Source organism: Herbaspirillum sp. LeCh32-8 (assembly GCF_017814915.1).
Classification (GTDB): Bacteria; Pseudomonadota; Gammaproteobacteria; order Burkholderiales; family Burkholderiaceae_D; genus Herbaspirillum.
Window position 1 is genome coordinate 1,024,429 of record NZ_JAGIPZ010000001.1, and the last position, 17,778, is coordinate 1,042,206.

Genomic DNA, 17,778 nt, shown 5'->3' on the forward strand with positions numbered 1-17,778 from the left:
GCACCAACTGCACTGTCTCCCCAAAATGCCTACCAGAAAAAAGATTGCACCTCAGGCTGCGGCAGCCCAGGCGATCGCGTCCTCACCGGCCGGAATGCGCGTCGGTGCCGAAGGATCGGTGGCGGCCTGCCAGACGGCGTCGGCCACGTCCTTGGCGTAAGTCACCTGCGATTCATCCTGGAAGTTCTCGAACACCGCTGCAGCCAGCGGACCGTAAGCCTCGGGAATGTTGCCGTCCATGCGGGTGCGCGCGTTCTCGGCAAATTTGGTACTGGGCGAACGTCCCGGCAGCACGATGTGCGCGCGGATGCCGAACGCCTGCAATTCCAGCGCCAGCGATTCGGTGAAGCCGTTCACCGCCGCCTTGCTGCCGGTGTAGACCGCCAGCAGCGGCAGCGACTTCAGCGTGACGCTGGAGGTGACGTTGATCACCACGCCCTCGCGGCGCTCGCGCATCTGGGGCAGCACCGCCTGCGTCAGCGCGATGGTGCCCAGGGTGTTGGTCTCGAAGATCTCGCGCACCTTGTCCATGGTGATGGCCTCGACCGCGCCCAACAGGCCGATGCCGGCGTTGTTGACCAGCACGTCGACGGGGCCGGCGGCCTCCAGCGCGGCGCGGATGCTGCTCTCGTCGCCGACGTCCAGCGGCAGGATGCGCAGGTTCGGCGAAGCGGGCAGCAGATCGGTGCGCGGCGTGCGCATGGTGGCGACGACGTTCCAGTCGCGTGCGAGGAAGTGTTTGGCGATTTCAAGACCGAAACCGGAAGAACAGCCGGTGATCAGGACGGTTTTCATGGGGGGCTCCTGGTGAGGGTGGCAATGGTGAACAGGGATCATGACGGCCGCCGATTGCGACCGATGACCAAGCATAGAAGCCACGCGCTGGACTTGCTACAATCAAACGTCCAATTTCCTTTCGCGATAGTCCAATCATGCTCGATGCCATCGATCCGCTGGCCGAATTCGTCACGCTGCTGCGCCCGGCGGCGCGCTACTCCAAGGCAGTGTCCGGCGCCGGGCCCTGGCGCGTGCGGCGCACCGATCCCGGGCAATCTTTCTACAGTGCGGTGCTGGAAGGCGCCTGCCGGGTGCTGCTGGACGATGGCAGCGAGGTGGTGCTGCAGGCCGGCGACTTCGTGCTGGCGCCGTCCATGCAAGGCTTCGCGATGGCCAGCCTGGAGGCTTCGGACGCCCCGGACATCACCGACGACAATCCGCCACCGCAACTGGCCAACGGCGAATTTCGCCTGGGCCGGCTCGACGCCGAACCGCAGGCGCGCTTCCTGGTGGGGCATTGCATGTTCGACTCGCCCGACTCGGCGCTGCTGGTCTCGTTGCTGCCGCAGCTGGTGATCGTGCGCGGCCAGGAGCGGCTGGCCACGCTGGTGCGGCTGGTCAGCGAAGAATCGCGGGCGCAACGGCCGGCGCGCGAGGTGGTGCTGGCGCGCTTGCTGGAGGTGTTGCTGATCGAGGCGCTGCGTTCGGGATCGGAGAGCAGCGCAGGCGCTTCCCCCGGACTGCTGCGCGGCTTGGCCGATGCCCGACTGGCGCTGGCGATACGGCGCATGCACGAGCGCCCGTCCGAGCCATGGAGCGTGGCGCAGCTGGCCAGGGAAGCGGCCTTGTCGCGCTCGGCGTTCTTCGAACGCTTCCGTCGTGAAGTGGGTGTGGCGCCGATGGAATACCTGCTGGCCTGGCGCATGGCCCTGGCCAAGGGCCTGCTGCTGCAAGGCGCCGGCGGCGTGGCCGAGATCGCGCAGCAGGTCGGCTACAGCTCGGCCAGCACCTTCAGCGTCGCCTTCGGCCGCCATGTGGGGATGCCGCCGTCGCGCTATGTGCAGGAGCAGAGGCAGGCGCGGCCGGCCTGAGTGCCTGTCCGGGCATCAGGGGACGCACGCTGGAGCCGGGGTGGTTCCGTACAGAACCGGGAATGTTTGCGTCATCCCCGGCTGTCCCTTTGCAGCGAACGATGAACGACGCTGGATCCCTGCTTTCGCAGGGACGACAGGCCGGCGTTTGTCGATACCGCCGTCGCTCCCGCGAAAGCAGGAGCCCCGTGGCGTTATCTTTGCCAACCCTGTCGCCTCCACCGCCTGCAGCCCTTGTTCGCTCAACCCGTCTTGAACCCCACCCGCTCCATGGTGCCGATGTGCATGCTCAACAGTTGCAGAGCCCGCTCGGTCTTCTTCTCTTTCAAGGCGTCGATGATCAGCATGTGGTCATGGTCCGACCTCGGCTGCCAGCCGCGCTTCATCCCGGTCGAAAACAGATAACGTGAATTGGTCAGCTGCAGCTGGGCCAGCACCGCGAGCAGGCGCGGCATGCCGCATTCGCTGGAAAGGATGTCGTGGAACTGGTTGTTGGCGCTGTCCCATTCGGCCAGCGAGCTCGCCTGCGAGCAGGCTTCGTGCGCCTGTTCCAGGCGGCCGATGTGCAGCGAGGTGAAACGCGGCGCGCCGTGCTTCAGGGCCAGCAGCTCCAGCGACGCGCGCATCACCACGTTCTCCTTGATGGTGACCGGATCCAGCTCGGTCACCCGCACCCCGCGACGCGGCAGGGCGATGGCCAGGCCTTGCGCTTCCAGCTGCCGGAAAGCCTCGCGCACCGGCACATGGCTGGACTGGAATTGCTGGGCGATATGGTCCTGCCGCAAGGCCGCGCCGGCGGCGATTTCGCCGCGCACGATCTGCGTTCTGAGGGTGTCGGCGATGCGCTCCACGATGGTCATGGAGGCGGGAATGAGGCCACTCATTTTATAGATAATCTATGATAAAACTTGTTGTTTGATGAAAAAGCACGAAGATAGAATCCCCGAAGCAGAATTTTAAGCTTTTCAAACCTTGCTTTGGATTTTATCTATGAGCCTGAGCCCCATCGCCTTTCATCCGCGGAAGGCTGCATTGCCGTCTTCCCCGTCCCTCTCCGACGATATCCGCACGGTTGACGCCGACGCCGTCGAAGCCCTGTTCGAACTGCCCTTCCTGGACCTGCTATATCGCGCCCAGACCGTCCACCGCGAGCGTCACGCCGCCAATGAGGTGCAGCTCTCCAGCCTGCTCTCGATCAAGACCGGCGGCTGCCCCGAGGACTGCGGCTATTGCTCGCAGTCGTCCAGCCACAAGGACGCCGGCGTGCCGGCCGGCAAGCTGATGGCGCCGCAAGACGTGCTGCAAGCCGCGCAGGCCGCCAAGGCCCAGGGCGCGACGCGCTTTTGCATGGGCGCGGCCTGGCGCAATCCCAAGGAGCGCGACATGCCGGCGCTGACCACCATGGTCGGCCAGGTGCGCGCGCTGGGGCTGGAGACCTGCATGACGCTGGGCATGCTGGAAGAACAGCAGGCGCGCGCCTTGAAGGAAGCCGGCCTTGACTTCTACAACCACAACCTCGACACCTCGCCCGACTTTTACGGCCAGGTCATCTCCACCCGCGGCTACCAGGACCGGCTGGACACCATCCGCAAGGTGCAGGAGGCCGGTCTGCATGTGTGCAGCGGCGGCATCATCGGCATGGGTGAGACGCGGCGTCAGCGCGCCGGCCTGATCGCCCAGTTGGCCGCACTCGATCCGCAGCCGGAGTCGGTGCCGATCAATCACCTGGTGCCGATCAAAGGCACGCCGCTGGAAGACGCGCCGCCGCTGGACGAGTTCGAGTTCGTGCGCACCGTGGCGGTGGCGCGTATCGCCGTGCCGGGCGCGGTGATCCGCCTGTCGGCCGGGCGCGAAAGCATGAGCGACGCCACGCAGGCGCTGTGCTTTGCCGCCGGCGCCAACTCCATCTTCCTGGGCAGCAAGCTGCTGACCACTCCCAATGCCCCGGTCTCGGCCGATCTTGAGTTGCTGGCGCGCCTGGGCATGCGCCCCGCTCCCGCCAAGGCATGATGCGCGACACCCCGCCGCTCGCGCAGCCCGCGCATGAGCCAGTATGGAGCGAGCAGTACTGCGGCGGCGCCTGGGTGCTCAGTGGTTATGACGATGTCGCCGCGGCGCTGCGCGATCCGCGCTTCTCGGTGCGGCGCGCGGCGCGCTGGATCAACGGCGCCGCGTCCGACGCCGGCGACGCCAGGCAGCAGCGCGACTTCAAACGCGTCTTCTCGCGCTCCCTGCTGTTCCTCGACGGGCGTGCGCATCGCCGCTTGCGCCATGTCATCCAGCCCGGTTTCAAACCGGCCGAGCTGCAGCGCCAGGCGCCGGCCATCGCAGCGATTGCCCGGCGCCTGCTCGATCGTATCGGGCCGCAGGTCGCCTCCCATACCCAGTTCGACTTTGTGGAGGCCTTCGCCCGCCCGCTGCCGGCGCTGGTGATCGCCAACCTGCTGGGCCTGCCCGACCGGGTGCCGGCAGAGTTCATCGACTGGGCCGCCGCGCTGGCCGCCTTCATCGGTGCTCCGACGCCGGACCAGGCGCAAGCCGCGGCGGCACGGCAAGCGCTGGCGGACATGTGCGACTTCTTCACCCTGGCCATGGCCGCCGACGATCTCGGCGATGGGCTGCTGGCGCGCATCGCGGTGGCGCATCGCGAGCAGAAGATCTCCGGCACCGAGGCGTTGGCCCAGTGCAGCACCCTGCTCTTCGCCGGCTATGAAACCACCCGCAACCTGCTGGGCAACGGCCTGCTGGCGCTGCTGCGGCATCCAGCGCAGTGGGCCGCCCTCAAGGCTGCGCCGCAGAACCTGCGGCTGGCCGTGCGCGAGATGTTGCGCTACGACAGCCCGGTGCAATACACCGGGCGCCGCCTGGTGGCGGATATCGAGCTCGGCGGGCAGCGCCTGCGCCGGGGCCAGCTGGCGATACTGCATATCGGCATGGCCAACCATGATGCGCGGCGCTTTTCCGATCCCGGGCGCTTCGACATCGCGCGTGACCAAGGCAACCATCTTTCCTTCGGCCACGGGCCGCACGTCTGCCTGGGCGCGGCGCTCACGCAGCTGGAGGCCGAGATCGCCTTCGGCACGTTGCTGCAGGCCTTGCCGGAGATATCGCTGGCGCCCTCGCCCCCGCAATGGCAGCCGCTCGCGGCCTACCGGGCGCTGGAGCGGCTCCCCGTGACCCCGGGGAAATCGACACAACAGCCGACGCAACCACCGACGCATAGAGAACTGACCCATGCATGATTTCACGCAAGACCTGGCCGAACTCGCCGCGCAGAGCCTGGCGCGCACACGGCGCGTAGTGGCCGGCGCGCAGGGGCCGGTGCTGGAAGTGGACGGGCAAGCCTGCCTGTCATTCTGCAGCAACGACTACCTGGGCCTGTCCAACCATCCGGACATCGTCGCCTCCTGTATCGCCGCAGCCGATCAATATGGCGTAGGCGCGGCCGCCTCGGCGTTGATCTCCGGCCACGGTGATGCGCACGAACAGCTGGAGCGCGAACTGGCCGCCTTCACCGGCCAGCCGCGCGCACTGTATTTTTCCAACGGCTACATGGCCAACCTCGGCATCCCTTGCGCCTTGCTGGGCGCGGGCGACACTATCTTCCTCGACCGCCTGAGCCATGCTTCGCTGATCGATGGCGCACGCTTGTCCGGCGCCGAGCTGCGCGTGTTCCCGCACAACGACACGGCGCGTTTGGAACAGGTGCTGGCCCGCTGCAAGAGCGCGCGCAAGCTGGTGGCCACCGATGCGGTGTTCAGCATGGACGGCGACCTCGCGCCGCTGGCCGAACTGGCTGCGGTATGCGCGCGCCACGGCGCCTGGCTGCTGGTGGACGACGCCCACGGCTTCGGCGTGCTGGGCCCGCAGGGACGCGGCAGCCTGGCGCATGCGGGCGTCTCTGCGCTGCATGCACCGCACGTGCTGTACATGGGCACGCTGGGCAAGGCCGCCGGCGTGGCGGGCGCCTTCGTGGCGGGCGATGCGACGCTGGTCGAGTGGATCATGCAGCGCGCCCGCACCTATATGTTCACCACCGCCAACCCGCCCTTGCTGGCGGCGGCCGCCTCAGCGGCGTTGCGAGTGATCGAACGCGACGAATGGCGGCGCGAACGCCTGCGCGAGCTGGCCGCTCAACTGACGCTGGGCTTGGCCGACCTGCCCTGGCGACTGCTGCCCTCGCCCACTGCCATCCAGCCGCTGATCGTCGGCGACAACGCGCCCGCGCGTGCGTTGATGCAAAGCCTGCGCGAGCAAGGCATCTGGACGCCGGCGATCTGCCCGCCCACGGTACCCAAGGGAACGGCCCGCCTGCGCATCAGCCTGTCGGCCCTGCACACGCCGGCGCACGTGGAACGCCTGATCGACGCCTTGCGGCAAGCCGCCGGAGTTCGCCAATGAATACGCCACACCCCGACAGCCTGGCCGCGCGCAGCTCGCGCAGCGTCTGGCATCCCTGCACCCAGATGCGCCGCCATGAGAGCCTGCCGCCGATCGCGGTTGAACGCGGACACGGCCCCTGGCTTTACGACACCGACGATCGTCGCTATCTGGACGCGATCAGCTCCTGGTGGGTCAACCTGTTCGGCCACACCAACGCGCGCATCAACCGCGCCCTGACGGACCAGCTGGGCCGACTGGAGCACGCCATGCTGGCCGGTTTCACGCATGAGCCGGTGGTGGCGCTGTCGGAAAAACTGGCGGCCCTGACCGGCCACGCGCTGGGCCGCTGCTTCTATGCCTCCGACGGCGCCTCGGCGGTGGAGATCGCGCTGAAGATGAGCGTGCACGCCTGGCGCAATATCGGCCACAGCGACAAGACCGAGTTCATCTGCATCGCCGGCGGCTACCACGGCGAAACGCTGGGCGCACTGGGCGTGACCGACACCGCGCTGTTTCGCGCGCCCTATGAAGCGATGCTGCGGCCGGCGCATATCGCCGCCTCGCCCGATGCGCGCTTGGCGCTACCCGGCGAGCGCGCAAGCGACGTCGCAACACGCGCGCTGGCGGACGTCGAACGGCTGCTGCAGGAGCGCCATGGCCGGATCGCCGCGGTGATCGTGGAGCCGCTGGTGCAATGCGCCAACGGCATGGCGATGCACGATCCGGCCTACGTCGCCGGCCTGCGCAAGCTGTGCGACGCCTACGGCGCGCACCTGATCGCCGACGAGATCGCGGTCGGCTGCGGACGCAGCGGCAGCTTCTTCGCCTGCGAGCAGGCCGGCGTCTGGCCCGACCTGCTGTGCCTGTCCAAGGGCATCAGCGGCGGCTACCTGCCGTTGTCGCTGGTGATGGCGCGGGAGCACATCTACCAAGCTTTCTACGACGACGATGTGCGCCGCGGCTTCCTGCACTCGCACTCCTACACCGGCAATGCGCTGGCCTGCCGCGCCGCGCTGGAGACGCTGGCCATCTTCGAGGATGACGACGTGCTGGAGCGCAACCGCCGCTTCGCCCACACCATGACCGCCGCGCTGCACCCGCTGGCGCAGGATGCGCGCATCGCGCACTTCCGGCGCACCGGCATGATCTGGGCCTGCGACGTCAGGCTCGATCATGCGCGCGCCAGCGACTTCGCCCGGCGCTTCGCCCAGGAGGCCGCGCGTCGCGAAGTGCTGATGCGGCCCATCGGCAACACCCTGTACCTGATGCCGCCCTACATCCTCGACGACGCCCACGCAGCTTGGCTCGGGCGGCGCGTGTACGAGGCCTTTGAGGCCGCGATGGGAATGCAATGAAAGAAACGGCAAAAGAGACGATGAACAAGGTCATCAAAGACACACCCCGGGCAAGGGGCTATTTCGTCACCGGCACCGATACCGGCGTGGGCAAGACGCTGGTTGCCTCGGCGCTGGTGCATCTGCACGCTGCGCGCGGCTTGCGCAGCGCCGGCATGAAGCCGGTGGCCTCCGGCGCCAGTTTCGACGGCGAGCGTTGGCGCAATGACGATGCCGACGCGCTCAGCGCCGCCTCCAACCTCGCGCTGCCGCCGGCGCTGGTCAACCCCTTCCTCTTCAGGAGCGCTACCGCGCCGCACCTAGCCGCCAGGGAAGAAGGCAAGCACATCAGCATCGACCATCTGGAACGCTGCTATCGCGACATCTGCGCGGCGGCCGAGGTGGTGATCGTGGAAGGCGCCGGCGGCTTCCTGGTGCCGCTGGATGACGACCACAACAGCGACGCGCTGGCCGCACGGCTGCGCCTGCCGGCAATCATGGTGGTGGGTATTCGCCTGGGCTGCATCAACCATGCCCTGCTGACGCAACTGGCGATCCGGGCGAAGTCATTGCCGCTGGCCGGCTGGGTGGCCAATCACATCGATGCGGATGAGCCGTATGCGCAGGCCATGGTGGAGAGCCTGACACGGCGCATCGATGCGCCGTTGTTGGGCGAGCTGCCGTGGATGGACGCTACCGACGCCGGGCGCGCGGCGCAACTGCTTGATGCGGCGGCGCTGGGCCTGCCGGCCGTACACTGAGACCTAATTGGCCGCCTGGCCGCGCACCGGCAACGGCAACTCATCCTTGTCGGCGGTGCCGCTCAGGCTGCGATAGGTCGCGCGGCCGAGCTCGGCGATGGAGTTGGACAGGTCGACCAGCTCGGCCACGGCGTCTTCCGCATAGATGGCGTCGATCTCATTGGACTCCAGCCAATGACGGATGCGGCGCTCGCCGGAGAACACGAAGTCGCTCAGCTGCGACCAATGGGCGCGAATGATCGCCGCCTCGGCGCCTTCACGCCCCGACAGCACGCCATCCACCTGCGCCACCAGCTGGCGCACGCTCTTGCCGCTGCCGTCCTGCAAAAAGCGTTCGACCTCGTCGTCGCCGGCGCAGTACCACAACCACAGCGCGTTGAAGGCGGTCTCGATCTGGTGACGGATCAACGCAAAGGCCGAGGCGTGCACCGGCATGTCGTTCCTGAGCAAGATGATGATGGCGCTGTGATGCTGCTGCGCCACCGTCAGGCAGCCGATGGCAGCGCACGCGCGCGGATCGGCCGGCAACGGCTGGCCGTTCAGTTCGGAAGAGATGCGATAGGCCAGCGATTCCGCCTTGGCCAGCAGATGTTCCAGTTCCATGAATATCCTTTCCGGATGCTTGTGCCCTGCGGCTGCAGTTCAGCTGACGCCGGTGGCGCCGTCGAGCACGATACGGATCTTGCGCGCCAGTTCATCGTGGCGGTAAGGCTTGCCGATGACCTGGAATTCTCCTGCGGCGTCATGGCGCTCTATGGATTCGCTGGCGTAACCGGTGGTGAGCAGCACCTTGATGCCCGGTTTAAGGCGTCGCGCCTCGCGCGCCAGCAGCACGCCGTTCATGTTGCCCGGCATGATGAGGTCGGTGAACAGCAGGTCCACATGCTTGCCGGCACGGATCAGCTGCAGGGCTTCCACCGGCGAGTTCACCATGCTGACATGATAGCCCAGGCTCTCCAGCATTGCCTGCGCCAGCTCGGCCACTTCGATCCTGTCGTCCACCACCAGCACGTGCTCGTGTCCGCCCTGGTCCGGCGTGTGGCTGTCGAACTCGAAGGCGCCGCCGACCTGATCCTGTGTCGCCGGAAAATACATGCGCACCACCGCGCCGCCGCCGGGCAAGTCGCCCGAGGCGATCTTCACCGCGCCGCCGGACTGCTTGACGAAGCCGTACACCATCGACAAGCCGAGACCGGTGCCCTTGCCCTCATCCTTGGTGGTGAAGAACGGATCCATCACGCGCGGCAGGATGTCCGGGGCAATCCCCGGACCATCGTCGGCGATGGCGATGCAAACATAGCTGCCTGGCTTCAGGCCCAGCTCCAGCGCCAGCTCGCCGGACTCCAGCATCTCGTTGGAGGTGGTAATGCGCAGCGTGCCGCGGCCATCCATGGCGTCGCGCGCGTTGATCAGCACGTTCAGCAGCGCCACTTCCATCTGGGTCGGGTCGAGGCGGCAGTTCCACAGCGCCGGCGCCAGATGCGTCTGCACTTCGATCTCCCCGCCCAGCGTGCGGCGCACCAGATCGGTAAAGCCCTCGGTGAGCGAGTTCAGGTTGATGGTGCGCCCTTCCAGCCGCTGCTTGCGGGCAAAGGCCAGCAGCTGCTGGGTCAGCATGGCGGCCTTGCCGGAGGCATTGCGGATGCTGTCGGCGCTGCGCGCCACGCGCGACAGATCCGGCGCGTCGCTGCGCAAGGCCAACCCGATGATGTCGAGGTAACCGCTGATCACCTGCAGCAGGTTGTTGAAATCGTGCGCGATGCCGCCGGTGAGCTGGCCCAGCGCTTCCATCTTGCGCGCCTGGCCGAGCGCCTGCTCGGCATCGCGGCGGCGACTGATATCCAGCTGCGAGCCGAAGAAATAGACGAGGCTGCCATGCTTGTCGTAGACCGGCGAGAGGAACAGCGCATTCCAGAAGCTCGAGCCGTTCTTGCGGTAGTTCAGCACCTCGGTGGCGATCTCGCGACGCTGGGCGATGGCGTTACGGATCTGCATCACCACGGCACGGTCGGTCTCCGGCCCTTGCAGGAAGCGGCAGTTCTTGCCGATCACCTCATCGCGGCTGTAACCGGTCATGTTGATGAAGGCGTTGTTGACGAAGACGATCGGGCAATCCGGCTGGCGCGGATCGCACACGACCATGGGCATGCGCGTCATCTCGACGGCGGCGAAGAAGATGTCGTTGGCGTCGTCGCCTACCGCGATCTTGGCCTGGTCGTTGCGAACGCCGGCGTCGTCGAACTCGCCAGCCGGACATCGGAATCGTTTGTGCTTGCCTGGACTATGCATTGGTTTTCTCTCCAGTAAGGTTGAGCTGGCCGACCTCAGGGCGCCAAGGCGCAGGTCGGATGAGCTGTTGTTATTAGTTGGACAAGCTCTTCTCTCGCGGTTCCCGTTGATTTTGGGCAAGCGCGACAGTAGTAGAGAGAAAGGTGAATGTGGGGGATTGCAGCGCGTACGCCGCAAAGGCAGCTCAGAGGCCGTCCGCGGATTGATGAGCTTGGATAGCGTCGAGCTCGCCGTGAAAAACAATGCGGCCGTGTTCAAGTAGATAGGCGCGGTCGCTGACCAGCCGTGCGAAATGGAAATTCTGTTCGCACAGCAACACGGCCATGCCGGCCGCCTTCAGCCGTGCGATGGTGTGCGCCATCTGCTCGACAATCACCGGCGCCACGCCTTCGGACGGCTCGTCCAGCAGCACCAGGCTGGGGTTGCCCATCAACGTGCGCGCGATGGTCAGCATCTGCTGCTCGCCGCCGCTCATCTGGCCGCCGGGGCGATCGGGCATCGCGCCCAGGTTCGGAAACAGCTCGAACAATGCCGCCGGGGTCCAGTGCAGCACGCCGGCGCGCGCAGGCTGGCGGCCCGCTTCCAGGTTCTGCAGCACCGACAATTCGGTGAACACGCGGCGATCCTCGGGCACGAAGCCCAGGCCCATGCGTGCACGCCGATACGGTGCCAGGCGCGCGATGTCGGCGCCGTCGAAAGCGACCCGGCCTTGCGTACCATCCAGCAGTCCCATCAAGGCCTTCAGCGTGGTCGACTTGCCGGCGCCGTTGCGCCCCATCAGTGCCACCACCTCGCCGCGCCCGACCTGCAGGTCGAGATCGAACAGGATGTGGGCGCGCCCGTAGAAGGCGTTCAGGCCCTGCACGTTGAGCAAGGGCGCGCTCATGCGATCTCTCATGTCACCGCTCATGCCGCGCTCCCGCCGAAGGTGCTGCCGGAGCCGAAATAGACGTCGCGCACGCGCTCGTTCGCGCGTACCGCCTGCGCGTCGCCGTCGGCGATCAGTTGACCGCGCGCCAGCACGATGATGCGATCCGCGTAGGTGAACACCACGTCCATGCTGTGCTCCGTGAACAGCACCGAGATGCCGCGCTCGCTGACCAGGCGATGGGTCAATGCCATCATCTCGTTGCGCTCGCGCGCCGCCATGCCGGCGGTGGGCTCGTCCATCAGGAGCAGGCGCGGCGCGTTCGACAGCGCCATGGCCAGCTCCACGCGCTTGATGTCGCCATAGGCCAGCACGCCGCAGGCGCGCTGCGCCTGTTGCGCCATGCCGACCTGTTCCAGCAGCTGCATCGCCTCGTCGCGGAAATAGCGCGCAGCCGGACGCCACAGCTGCGCCAGCTTGCGGCGATGCGAGAGCAACGCGGCCTGCACGTTCTCCAGCACCGTCATCGAGTGAAAAGCGGCCGAGACCTGGAAGGTGCGGCCCACGCCGCGGCGCCAGATGCGACGCGCGCCCAGGCCGGCGATGTCCTCGCCATCGAGCAGCACCGCGCCGCCGTCCGGGCGCAGCTGGCCGTTGATGATGTTGAAGCAGGTCGACTTGCCGGCGCCGTTGGGGCCGATCAGCGCCAGCAGTTGGCCGGCGGGCAGGTCAAAGGACACATCGTCGAGCGCCTTGACGCCGCCGAAGGCCTTATGCAGATGCGCTACCTTGAGCAGGCTCATGCGTCCTCCCCGTGACGTCGGGAGAACAGCTTCGCCAGCTGCCGGAAAGCGCCGGACACGCCGCCCGGGAACAGCAGCACCAGCGCCAGCATCACCAACCCCAGCAGCGCGCGCCAATAGTCGGTCTCGCGCGCGACCAGATCTTGCAGCCAGGTGAACAGCGCCGCGCCGGCCAACGGCCCCATCAGGCTTTGCACGCCGCCCAGCATCACCATCACCAGGCCGTCCACTGAGCGGCTGACGCCGGCGGCCTCGGGCGAAATGCTGCCCTTGGAAAAGGCGAACAGCACGCCCGCCAGGCCGCAAAACAGGCCGGCCACGGCAAAGCCCAGCCATTGCACGCGACGCACGTTCATGCCCAGCGCCTCGGCGCGCACCGCCGAATCACGCGCGGCGCGCAGCGCCAGGCCGAACGGCGAATAAATCACCCGTCGCAGCAGCCACACGCCAAGCACGGCGCACGCCAGCGCCAGGTAGTAGTACGCCACCGGCGACGCCAACGCCTCGGCGGGACGAAGGCCGACCAGGCCGTTGCTGCCACCGGTCAGGTCATCCCACTGGAAGATCACGGCCCAGACGATCTGGGCGAAGGCCAGCGTCAGCATGGCAAGATAAACGCCGCTCAGCCGCACGCAGAACCAGCCGAACAGCAGCGCGCCCAGTAGCGCCACCAACGGGCCGGCGACGAAAGCCGCGGCCATCGGCCATTGCAGCTTGAGCGCGAACAAGGCCGCGCCATAAGCGCCCAGGCCAAAGTACGCGGCGTGTCCGAAGGACGCCATGCCGCCCGGCCCCATCATGAAATGCAGGCTGGCGGCGAACAGCACGGCCACGAAAATTTCCACCATCAGCACCGGCAGATAGGGGAAGCTGCCGGCCGCCAGCGGCAAGGCCAGCAGCACTGCCAGCAGGCCCATGCCGGTCAGCCGCGAGCGACGGCCCGGCGCCGGCAGCGGCGCCTCGTTGCCGCCATGGCGCACGATCGCCGGCGGCTTGCCGAACAAGCCCCATGGGCGCGCCACCAGGATGGCCGCCATCACCAGGAACTCCACCACCAACGTCAGGCGCGACAAGGAGATCTCGATGCCGAACAATGAGACATTGCCCAACGCAATGCACAGCGCCTTGACCTCGGCAATCAGCAGGGCTGCCGCGAAAGCGCCGCCGATCGAACCCATGCCGCCGACCACCACCACCACGAAGGCGTTGCTGATGGTGTCCAGATCCAACGCCAGGTTGGCGGGCATGCGCGGCCCTTGCAGCGCCCCGCCCAGGCCGGCCAGGAAACAGCCCAGCGCGAACACGCCGGTGAACAGCCACGCCTGGTTCACGCCCAGCGCACCCAGCATCTCGCGGTCCTGGGTGGCGGCGCGAATCAGCGTACCCCAGCGCGTGCGCGTGGTCAGCAGCCACAGCAGCGCGAACACCGCGGGGCCGATGAAGATAAGCAGCACATCGTATTGAGGCAAACGCCGGCCCAGCAGCTGCACCGCGCCGGAGAGTCCGGGCGCGCGCGGGGCGAACAGGTCTTCCGGGCCCCACTGCCAGAGCACGGCGTCCTTGATCACCAGCACCAGCGCGAAGGTGGCCAGCAGCTGGAACAGCTCGGGCGCGCGATAGATGCGGCGCAGGATGGCGATCTCCACCACCGCGCCAATCGTGGCCACCGCCAGCGCTGACAGCAACACACCGGCCCAGAAGCCGAACGCGCCGCCGCCGATGGCATCCACCAGGCTATAGGCGATGTAGATGCCCAGCATGTAGAACGAGCCGTGCGCGAAGTTGACGATGCGCGTGACGCCAAAGATCAGCGACAGGCCGGCCGCCACCAGGAACATGGCGGAGGCGTCGGCCAGGCCGTTGATCAGCTGGACGGTGAGGCTGGCAAGCGTCATGGCGCGGGCGCCTGCCGTGGGGGAATGGACATCAGGACGGGAGGGACGGCAATCGTCGGTTCGGCCGCAGACACGCTTAGTCGGCCGGGCGCAGCTTTTTCACCTCGGCGTCGGGCAATTGCAGCGTGGCGCCGTCGACGTAGGTGAAGCTGGACATGATGCCCTTGCCGTCTTTCACGCCGGTGCGGCCGACGAAGGCGCCCAGCGTGGACTGGTGATCCTGCGCGCGGTAGACGATGGGCGCCACCGGAGTATCGACCTTGAGGCCGGAGAAAGCGGCGGCCAGCTTGTCGGCGTCGGTGCTGCCGGCCTTCTTGATGCCGGCGGCGATCGACATCAGGGCAGCGTAGCCGACCAGCGAGCCGTTGCGCGGATAGTCATTGAATTTCTTGCGGTAGGCGTCGACGAACTTTTTGTGTTCGGGCGTGTTGATGGCGTACCAGGGATAGCCGGTCACGATCCAGTTGGTCGGCGCTTCGTTCTTCAGTGGGTCGAGGTATTCGGGTTCACCGGTCAGCAGCGAGACCACCTCCACGCCGTCGAACAAGCCGCGGGTATTGCCTTCGCGCACGAACTTGCCGAGATCGGCCGCGAACAGCGCATTGAAGATGGCATCAGGCTTGGCGTCGGCCAGCGCCTGAGTGACCGAGCCGGCGTCGATCTTGCCCAGCGGCGAAGCCTGCTCGGCGACGAACTGCACGTCCGGCTGCGCCTGCTTCATCAGCGTCTTGAAGCTGGCCACGGCGGACTGGCCGTATTCGTAGTTGGGATAGACCAGCGCCCAGCGCTTCTTCTTCAGCTTGACGGCTTCCTTCACTACCGAGGCCACCAGCATGTAAGTCGAGGGGCGCAGGCGATAGGTGTACTTGTTGCCGTTCTGCCAGACGATCTTGTCGGTCAGCGGCTCGGCGGCCAGGAAGAACACCTTGTGTTGCTTGGCGTAGTCGGTCAGCGCCAGGCCGGTGTTGGACAGGAAGCCGCCGAACAGCAGCGCCACGCGCTCACGCGCCACCAGCTCCTCGGCGATGCGTACCGAGTCGCCCGGGTTACCGTTGTCGTCACGCGCCACCACTTCCAGCTTCTTGCCCAGCACGCCGCCGGCGGCATTGACCTCGTCAAGCGCCATCTCCCAACCGCGACGGTAGGGCTCGAGGAAAGCCGGCTGCGCCTTGTAGCTGTTGATCTCGCCGATCTTGATGGTGGCTTGCGCGTTGGCGCCGCCGCTGGCCAGGGCCATTGCCATGGCGCCGGCTGCTGTTGCAGCGATCAGGATGCCGCGCTGGAGAAAACCGATGCGATTGTTCTGGTGGCTCACGTTATTCCCTTGTTGGTGTCGTTGCGTACCTGCGCCCTGCCCTCGTGGCGACGGCATGTGTTGTACCGGGCTGCGGGCGTCATGATACCCGTTGTCGCGAGGTTCGGCCCGGGATGAACGCTGCAGATCCGGCATGGGCGGCATGGCCGGGCCAGATCACTTGATGCGCTGCTTTTCCAGCTTGCGCGCCAGCGTGCGGCGGTGCATGCCCAGCCGGCGGGCGGTTTCGGAGATGTTGAAGTCAGTCTCGACCAGCACTTCGTGGATGCGCTCCCATTCGAGCGTCTTGATGGAGGTCGCGCGCGCCGGCAGTTCCAGGTCTGACACCCCGGCCACGTGTTCAAAGGCGGCCTCGATGTCGTCGGTGTTGGACGGCTTGGCGAGGTACTGGCAGGCGCCCAGCTTGATCGCCTCCACTGCGGTGGTGATGCTGGCGAAACCGGTCAGCACCACGATCAGCATGGCCTCATCATGGGCGTGCAGCATTTGCACGCAAGCCAGACCGGATGCGTTGCCGGAGAGTTTCAGGTCAACCACGGCGTAGCGCGGGTTGTGGTCTTTCAGGTGAACGGCCGCCTCATCCTGGTTGGAGGCTTGCAGCACCGTGTAGCCGCGGCGTTCGAACGAGCGGCCCAGCGTGCGGGCGAAGGCGGCATCGTCCTCGATGATCAGAAGCAGGCGATCAGCCGACATGTTGCTTTCCCATCTCTCTATTTCTACTTTCCCAACCCGCTATTGTATTGCGAAGTTGGGTCTTGGCACTTACACCAACGTGGAAAAATGGGCTTGATCAACATCAACCGCCCGCCCGGCAAGGCTTGAGGCGGGTCAAAAAGATAGGTGCGGAGGTGGGTGAAAAAGCCTTGATGCCGGCTGAACCGCTGCGCACGGGCCTGGACAGCAGCTTACGCGGCGCCCTGATCCTCGGAGGGCTCTTCCAGGCTGATGGCAGAGAGCGGCAGTTCCAGCGTCACCTGGGCGCCGCCGCCACCGCGATTGCGGGCCGAAATGCGTCCACCCAGCTTGCGCGCGACGTTGACCACGAAGAACAGGCCCAGGCCGCGCCCGGGCTTGCCCTTGGTCGACTGATAGGGCTTGCCGATCTGGTTGATCATCCAGTCCGGGAAACCGGGGCCGCGGTCGGTGACTTCGATCAGCAGCAGGTCTTCTTCCCGCCTGACCAGCATGGCCAGCCAGCCGGGCGAGACTTCAAAGGCATTGTCCAGCACGTTGCCCAGCATCTGCTTGATGGCGGAATCGAACGCCACCGGCACATCGTGGCCGATCATGTTGCGATACTCGAACACCTCCACCGGGCGCGATTTGCGCCAGTCTTCGGCGACGCTGTCGAGGAAAGTGTTGAGCGTGGTCTTGACCGAGGATTCGCCGCGCGCCTCGCCGGCCGACAGCAGCACGCCGCTGACGATGGACTTGCAGCGCTGCAATTGCGCTTCCATTTCGCTGATGTCGTCCAGCAGCTCGGGGCGCTGGCTGATCTCCGGCATGCGGCGCCAGTCGCCCAGGATCACCGAGACGGTGGCCAGCGGCGTGCCCAGCTCGTGGGCCGCGCCCGAGGCCAGCAGGCCCATGCGCACGATGTGGTCCTCTTCGGCGGCGCGCTGGCGCAAGTCGGCCAGCAAGGCGTCGCCGGCGCGCAGGTTGCTGTTGATGCGGGTGATGAAGAACACCATCAGGCCGGCGTTGAGCAGGAAGCAGATCAGCGTGCCTTCGACGTACAGGCTGAAGAGACCGGCGCTGTGATCCGGCGGCAAGGCCAGCGGCTCGGAGAACAGCGCCAGTCCGGCCAGACACACCATGGTGACGCCGACGATCGCCCAGCTCGACCAGGGCTTCAACAGCACCGCCGAGAGGATGATCTGCATCAGGTAGAGGAAGGCGAAGGGATTCGAGATGCCGCCCGAGAGGTAGAGCTGGAAGGTCAGCACGCCCACGTCCACCAACAAGGCCAGGAACAGCTCGGCGTTGGAGACCGTGCGCCGTTCATGCCAGCGCAGGTGGCTGGCGATGTTGAAGGCGATCAGGCAGGACAGCACCTCCAGCATGTGCGGCAGCGGCAGCTGGATGCCGAACACCAGCACCACGAAGGAGACGGTCGAGATCTGTCCGAACACCGCCAGCCAGCGCAGCTGGATCAGCAGCAGCATGTTCTGGTGGCCAGCCGGGTTTTCTTCCCCCTGGCGCAGGCGCTGCCAGCGCTCCCTGAGCGTCCTGCGCTTGACTGGCGTGTCGGCGGCCGTCATG

16 protein-coding genes are annotated in these 17,778 nt (G+C 66.6%); 6 read left to right on the forward strand and 10 right to left on the reverse strand.

From position 1 onward, the window contains the following. Nucleotides 1–51: 51 nt before the first annotated feature. Nucleotides 52–795 (reverse strand): SDR family oxidoreductase, encoded by a 744-nt coding sequence (locus tag J8I26_RS04700; RefSeq protein ID WP_209604489.1) that lies wholly within the window; start codon nucleotides 793–795, stop codon nucleotides 52–54. 137 nt (nucleotides 796–932) lie between these two features. Here J8I26_RS04700 and J8I26_RS04705 point away from each other — a divergent pair, with 137 nt between their 5' ends. After that, nucleotides 933–1,868: an AraC family transcriptional regulator gene (locus J8I26_RS04705; RefSeq protein ID WP_209604491.1), complete on the forward strand. Its 936-nt coding sequence runs from the start codon at nucleotides 933–935 to the stop codon at nucleotides 1,866–1,868. A 242-nt stretch (nucleotides 1,869–2,110) separates the two neighbouring features. Here J8I26_RS04705 and J8I26_RS04710 read toward each other — a convergent pair whose 3' ends face one another. Beyond that, nucleotides 2,111–2,752 carry a GntR family transcriptional regulator gene (locus tag J8I26_RS04710; RefSeq protein WP_245200056.1) on the reverse strand — a complete coding sequence of 214 codons (642 nt, stop codon included), beginning with the start codon at nucleotides 2,750–2,752 and terminating at the stop codon, nucleotides 2,111–2,113. Between the two features lie 106 nt (nucleotides 2,753–2,858). Here J8I26_RS04710 and bioB point away from each other — a divergent pair, with 106 nt between their 5' ends. The 5 genes from bioB to bioD are packed head-to-tail and all read left to right on the forward strand — an operon-like array spanning nucleotide 2,859 to nucleotide 8,346. Beyond that, nucleotides 2,859–3,878: a biotin synthase BioB gene (bioB, locus tag J8I26_RS04715; RefSeq protein ID WP_209604493.1), complete on the forward strand. Its 1,020-nt coding sequence runs from the start codon at nucleotides 2,859–2,861 to the stop codon at nucleotides 3,876–3,878. After that, on the forward strand, nucleotides 3,875–5,110 hold the full coding sequence (locus tag J8I26_RS04720; protein ID WP_245200057.1) for a cytochrome P450: 1,236 nt from the start codon (nucleotides 3,875–3,877) through the stop codon (nucleotides 5,108–5,110). Before bioB ends, J8I26_RS04720 begins: the two co-directional genes overlap by 4 nt. Beyond that, nucleotides 5,103–6,269, forward strand: coding sequence for an 8-amino-7-oxononanoate synthase (gene bioF, locus J8I26_RS04725; protein ID WP_209604495.1), 1,167 nt, complete (start codon nucleotides 5,103–5,105; stop codon nucleotides 6,267–6,269). Before J8I26_RS04720 ends, bioF begins: the two co-directional genes overlap by 8 nt. Further along, entirely contained in the window at nucleotides 6,266–7,606 is a 1,341-nt protein-coding gene (gene bioA / locus J8I26_RS04730; RefSeq protein WP_209604497.1) for an adenosylmethionine--8-amino-7-oxononanoate transaminase, read from the forward strand. Before bioF ends, bioA begins: the two co-directional genes overlap by 4 nt. A gap of 20 nt (nucleotides 7,607–7,626) precedes the next feature. After that, nucleotides 7,627–8,346, forward strand: coding sequence for a dethiobiotin synthase (gene bioD / locus J8I26_RS04735; protein ID WP_209604499.1), 720 nt, complete (start codon nucleotides 7,627–7,629; stop codon nucleotides 8,344–8,346). Between the two features lie 3 nt (nucleotides 8,347–8,349). Here the strand turns inward: bioD and J8I26_RS04740 are convergent, their stop codons facing one another. From J8I26_RS04740 to J8I26_RS04775, 8 genes are all read right to left on the reverse strand, one after another. Next, complete coding sequence (locus tag J8I26_RS04740) at nucleotides 8,350–8,949, reverse strand: DUF5677 domain-containing protein (protein ID WP_209604501.1); 600 nt, start codon at nucleotides 8,947–8,949, stop codon at nucleotides 8,350–8,352. Between the two features lie 39 nt (nucleotides 8,950–8,988). Continuing rightward, nucleotides 8,989–10,635 carry a histidine kinase famiy protein gene (locus tag J8I26_RS04745; protein WP_209604503.1) on the reverse strand — a complete coding sequence of 549 codons (1,647 nt, stop codon included), beginning with the start codon at nucleotides 10,633–10,635 and terminating at the stop codon, nucleotides 8,989–8,991. A 184-nt stretch (nucleotides 10,636–10,819) separates the two neighbouring features. Further along, entirely contained in the window at nucleotides 10,820–11,521 is a 702-nt protein-coding gene (locus J8I26_RS04750; protein WP_209604505.1) for an ABC transporter ATP-binding protein, read from the reverse strand. 20 nt (nucleotides 11,522–11,541) lie between these two features. Continuing rightward, nucleotides 11,542–12,306, reverse strand: coding sequence for an ABC transporter ATP-binding protein (locus tag J8I26_RS04755; RefSeq protein WP_209604507.1), 765 nt, complete (start codon nucleotides 12,304–12,306; stop codon nucleotides 11,542–11,544). Continuing rightward, a complete protein-coding gene (locus J8I26_RS04760) occupies nucleotides 12,303–14,201 on the reverse strand; it encodes an ABC transporter permease (RefSeq protein ID WP_209604508.1) in 1,899 nt (632 codons plus the stop codon). The genes J8I26_RS04755 and J8I26_RS04760 overlap by 4 nt, the downstream gene beginning before the upstream one ends. A gap of 76 nt (nucleotides 14,202–14,277) precedes the next feature. Beyond that, entirely contained in the window at nucleotides 14,278–15,444 is a 1,167-nt protein-coding gene (locus tag J8I26_RS04765) for an ABC transporter substrate-binding protein (protein WP_245200126.1), read from the reverse strand. Nucleotides 15,445–15,672: 228 nt separating this feature from the next. Beyond that, complete coding sequence (locus J8I26_RS04770; protein ID WP_209604511.1) at nucleotides 15,673–16,209, reverse strand: response regulator transcription factor; 537 nt, start codon at nucleotides 16,207–16,209, stop codon at nucleotides 15,673–15,675. 212 nt (nucleotides 16,210–16,421) lie between these two features. Then, nucleotides 16,422–17,777: an ATP-binding protein gene (locus tag J8I26_RS04775; protein ID WP_209604513.1), complete on the reverse strand. Its 1,356-nt coding sequence runs from the start codon at nucleotides 17,775–17,777 to the stop codon at nucleotides 16,422–16,424. Nucleotide 17,778 lies beyond the last annotated feature (1 nt).

Coding starts and splice junctions, on each gene's coding strand:
- J8I26_RS04700 (WP_209604489.1), bottom strand. CDS start 795: ATGAAAACCGTCCTGATCACCGGCTGTTCTTCCGGTTTCGGTCTTGAA.
- J8I26_RS04705 (WP_209604491.1), top strand. CDS start 933: ATGCTCGATGCCATCGATCCGCTGGCCGAATTCGTCACGCTGCTGCGC.
- J8I26_RS04710 (WP_245200056.1), bottom strand. CDS start 2,752: ATGAGTGGCCTCATTCCCGCCTCCATGACCATCGTGGAGCGCATCGCC.
- bioB (WP_209604493.1), top strand. CDS start 2,859: ATGAGCCTGAGCCCCATCGCCTTTCATCCGCGGAAGGCTGCATTGCCG.
- J8I26_RS04720 (WP_245200057.1), top strand. CDS start 3,875: ATGATGCGCGACACCCCGCCGCTCGCGCAGCCCGCGCATGAGCCAGTA.
- bioF (WP_209604495.1), top strand. CDS start 5,103: ATGCATGATTTCACGCAAGACCTGGCCGAACTCGCCGCGCAGAGCCTG.
- bioA (WP_209604497.1), top strand. CDS start 6,266: ATGAATACGCCACACCCCGACAGCCTGGCCGCGCGCAGCTCGCGCAGC.
- bioD (WP_209604499.1), top strand. CDS start 7,627: ATGAACAAGGTCATCAAAGACACACCCCGGGCAAGGGGCTATTTCGTC.
- J8I26_RS04740 (WP_209604501.1), bottom strand. CDS start 8,949: ATGGAACTGGAACATCTGCTGGCCAAGGCGGAATCGCTGGCCTATCGC.
- J8I26_RS04745 (WP_209604503.1), bottom strand. CDS start 10,635: ATGCATAGTCCAGGCAAGCACAAACGATTCCGATGTCCGGCTGGCGAG.
- J8I26_RS04750 (WP_209604505.1), bottom strand. CDS start 11,521: ATGAGCGCGCCCTTGCTCAACGTGCAGGGCCTGAACGCCTTCTACGGG.
- J8I26_RS04755 (WP_209604507.1), bottom strand. CDS start 12,306: ATGAGCCTGCTCAAGGTAGCGCATCTGCATAAGGCCTTCGGCGGCGTC.
- J8I26_RS04760 (WP_209604508.1), bottom strand. CDS start 14,201: ATGACGCTTGCCAGCCTCACCGTCCAGCTGATCAACGGCCTGGCCGAC.
- J8I26_RS04765 (WP_245200126.1), bottom strand. CDS start 15,444: ATGGCAATGGCCCTGGCCAGCGGCGGCGCCAACGCGCAAGCCACCATC.
- J8I26_RS04770 (WP_209604511.1), bottom strand. CDS start 16,209: ATGTCGGCTGATCGCCTGCTTCTGATCATCGAGGACGATGCCGCCTTC.
- J8I26_RS04775 (WP_209604513.1), bottom strand. CDS start 17,777: ATGACGGCCGCCGACACGCCAGTCAAGCGCAGGACGCTCAGGGAGCGC.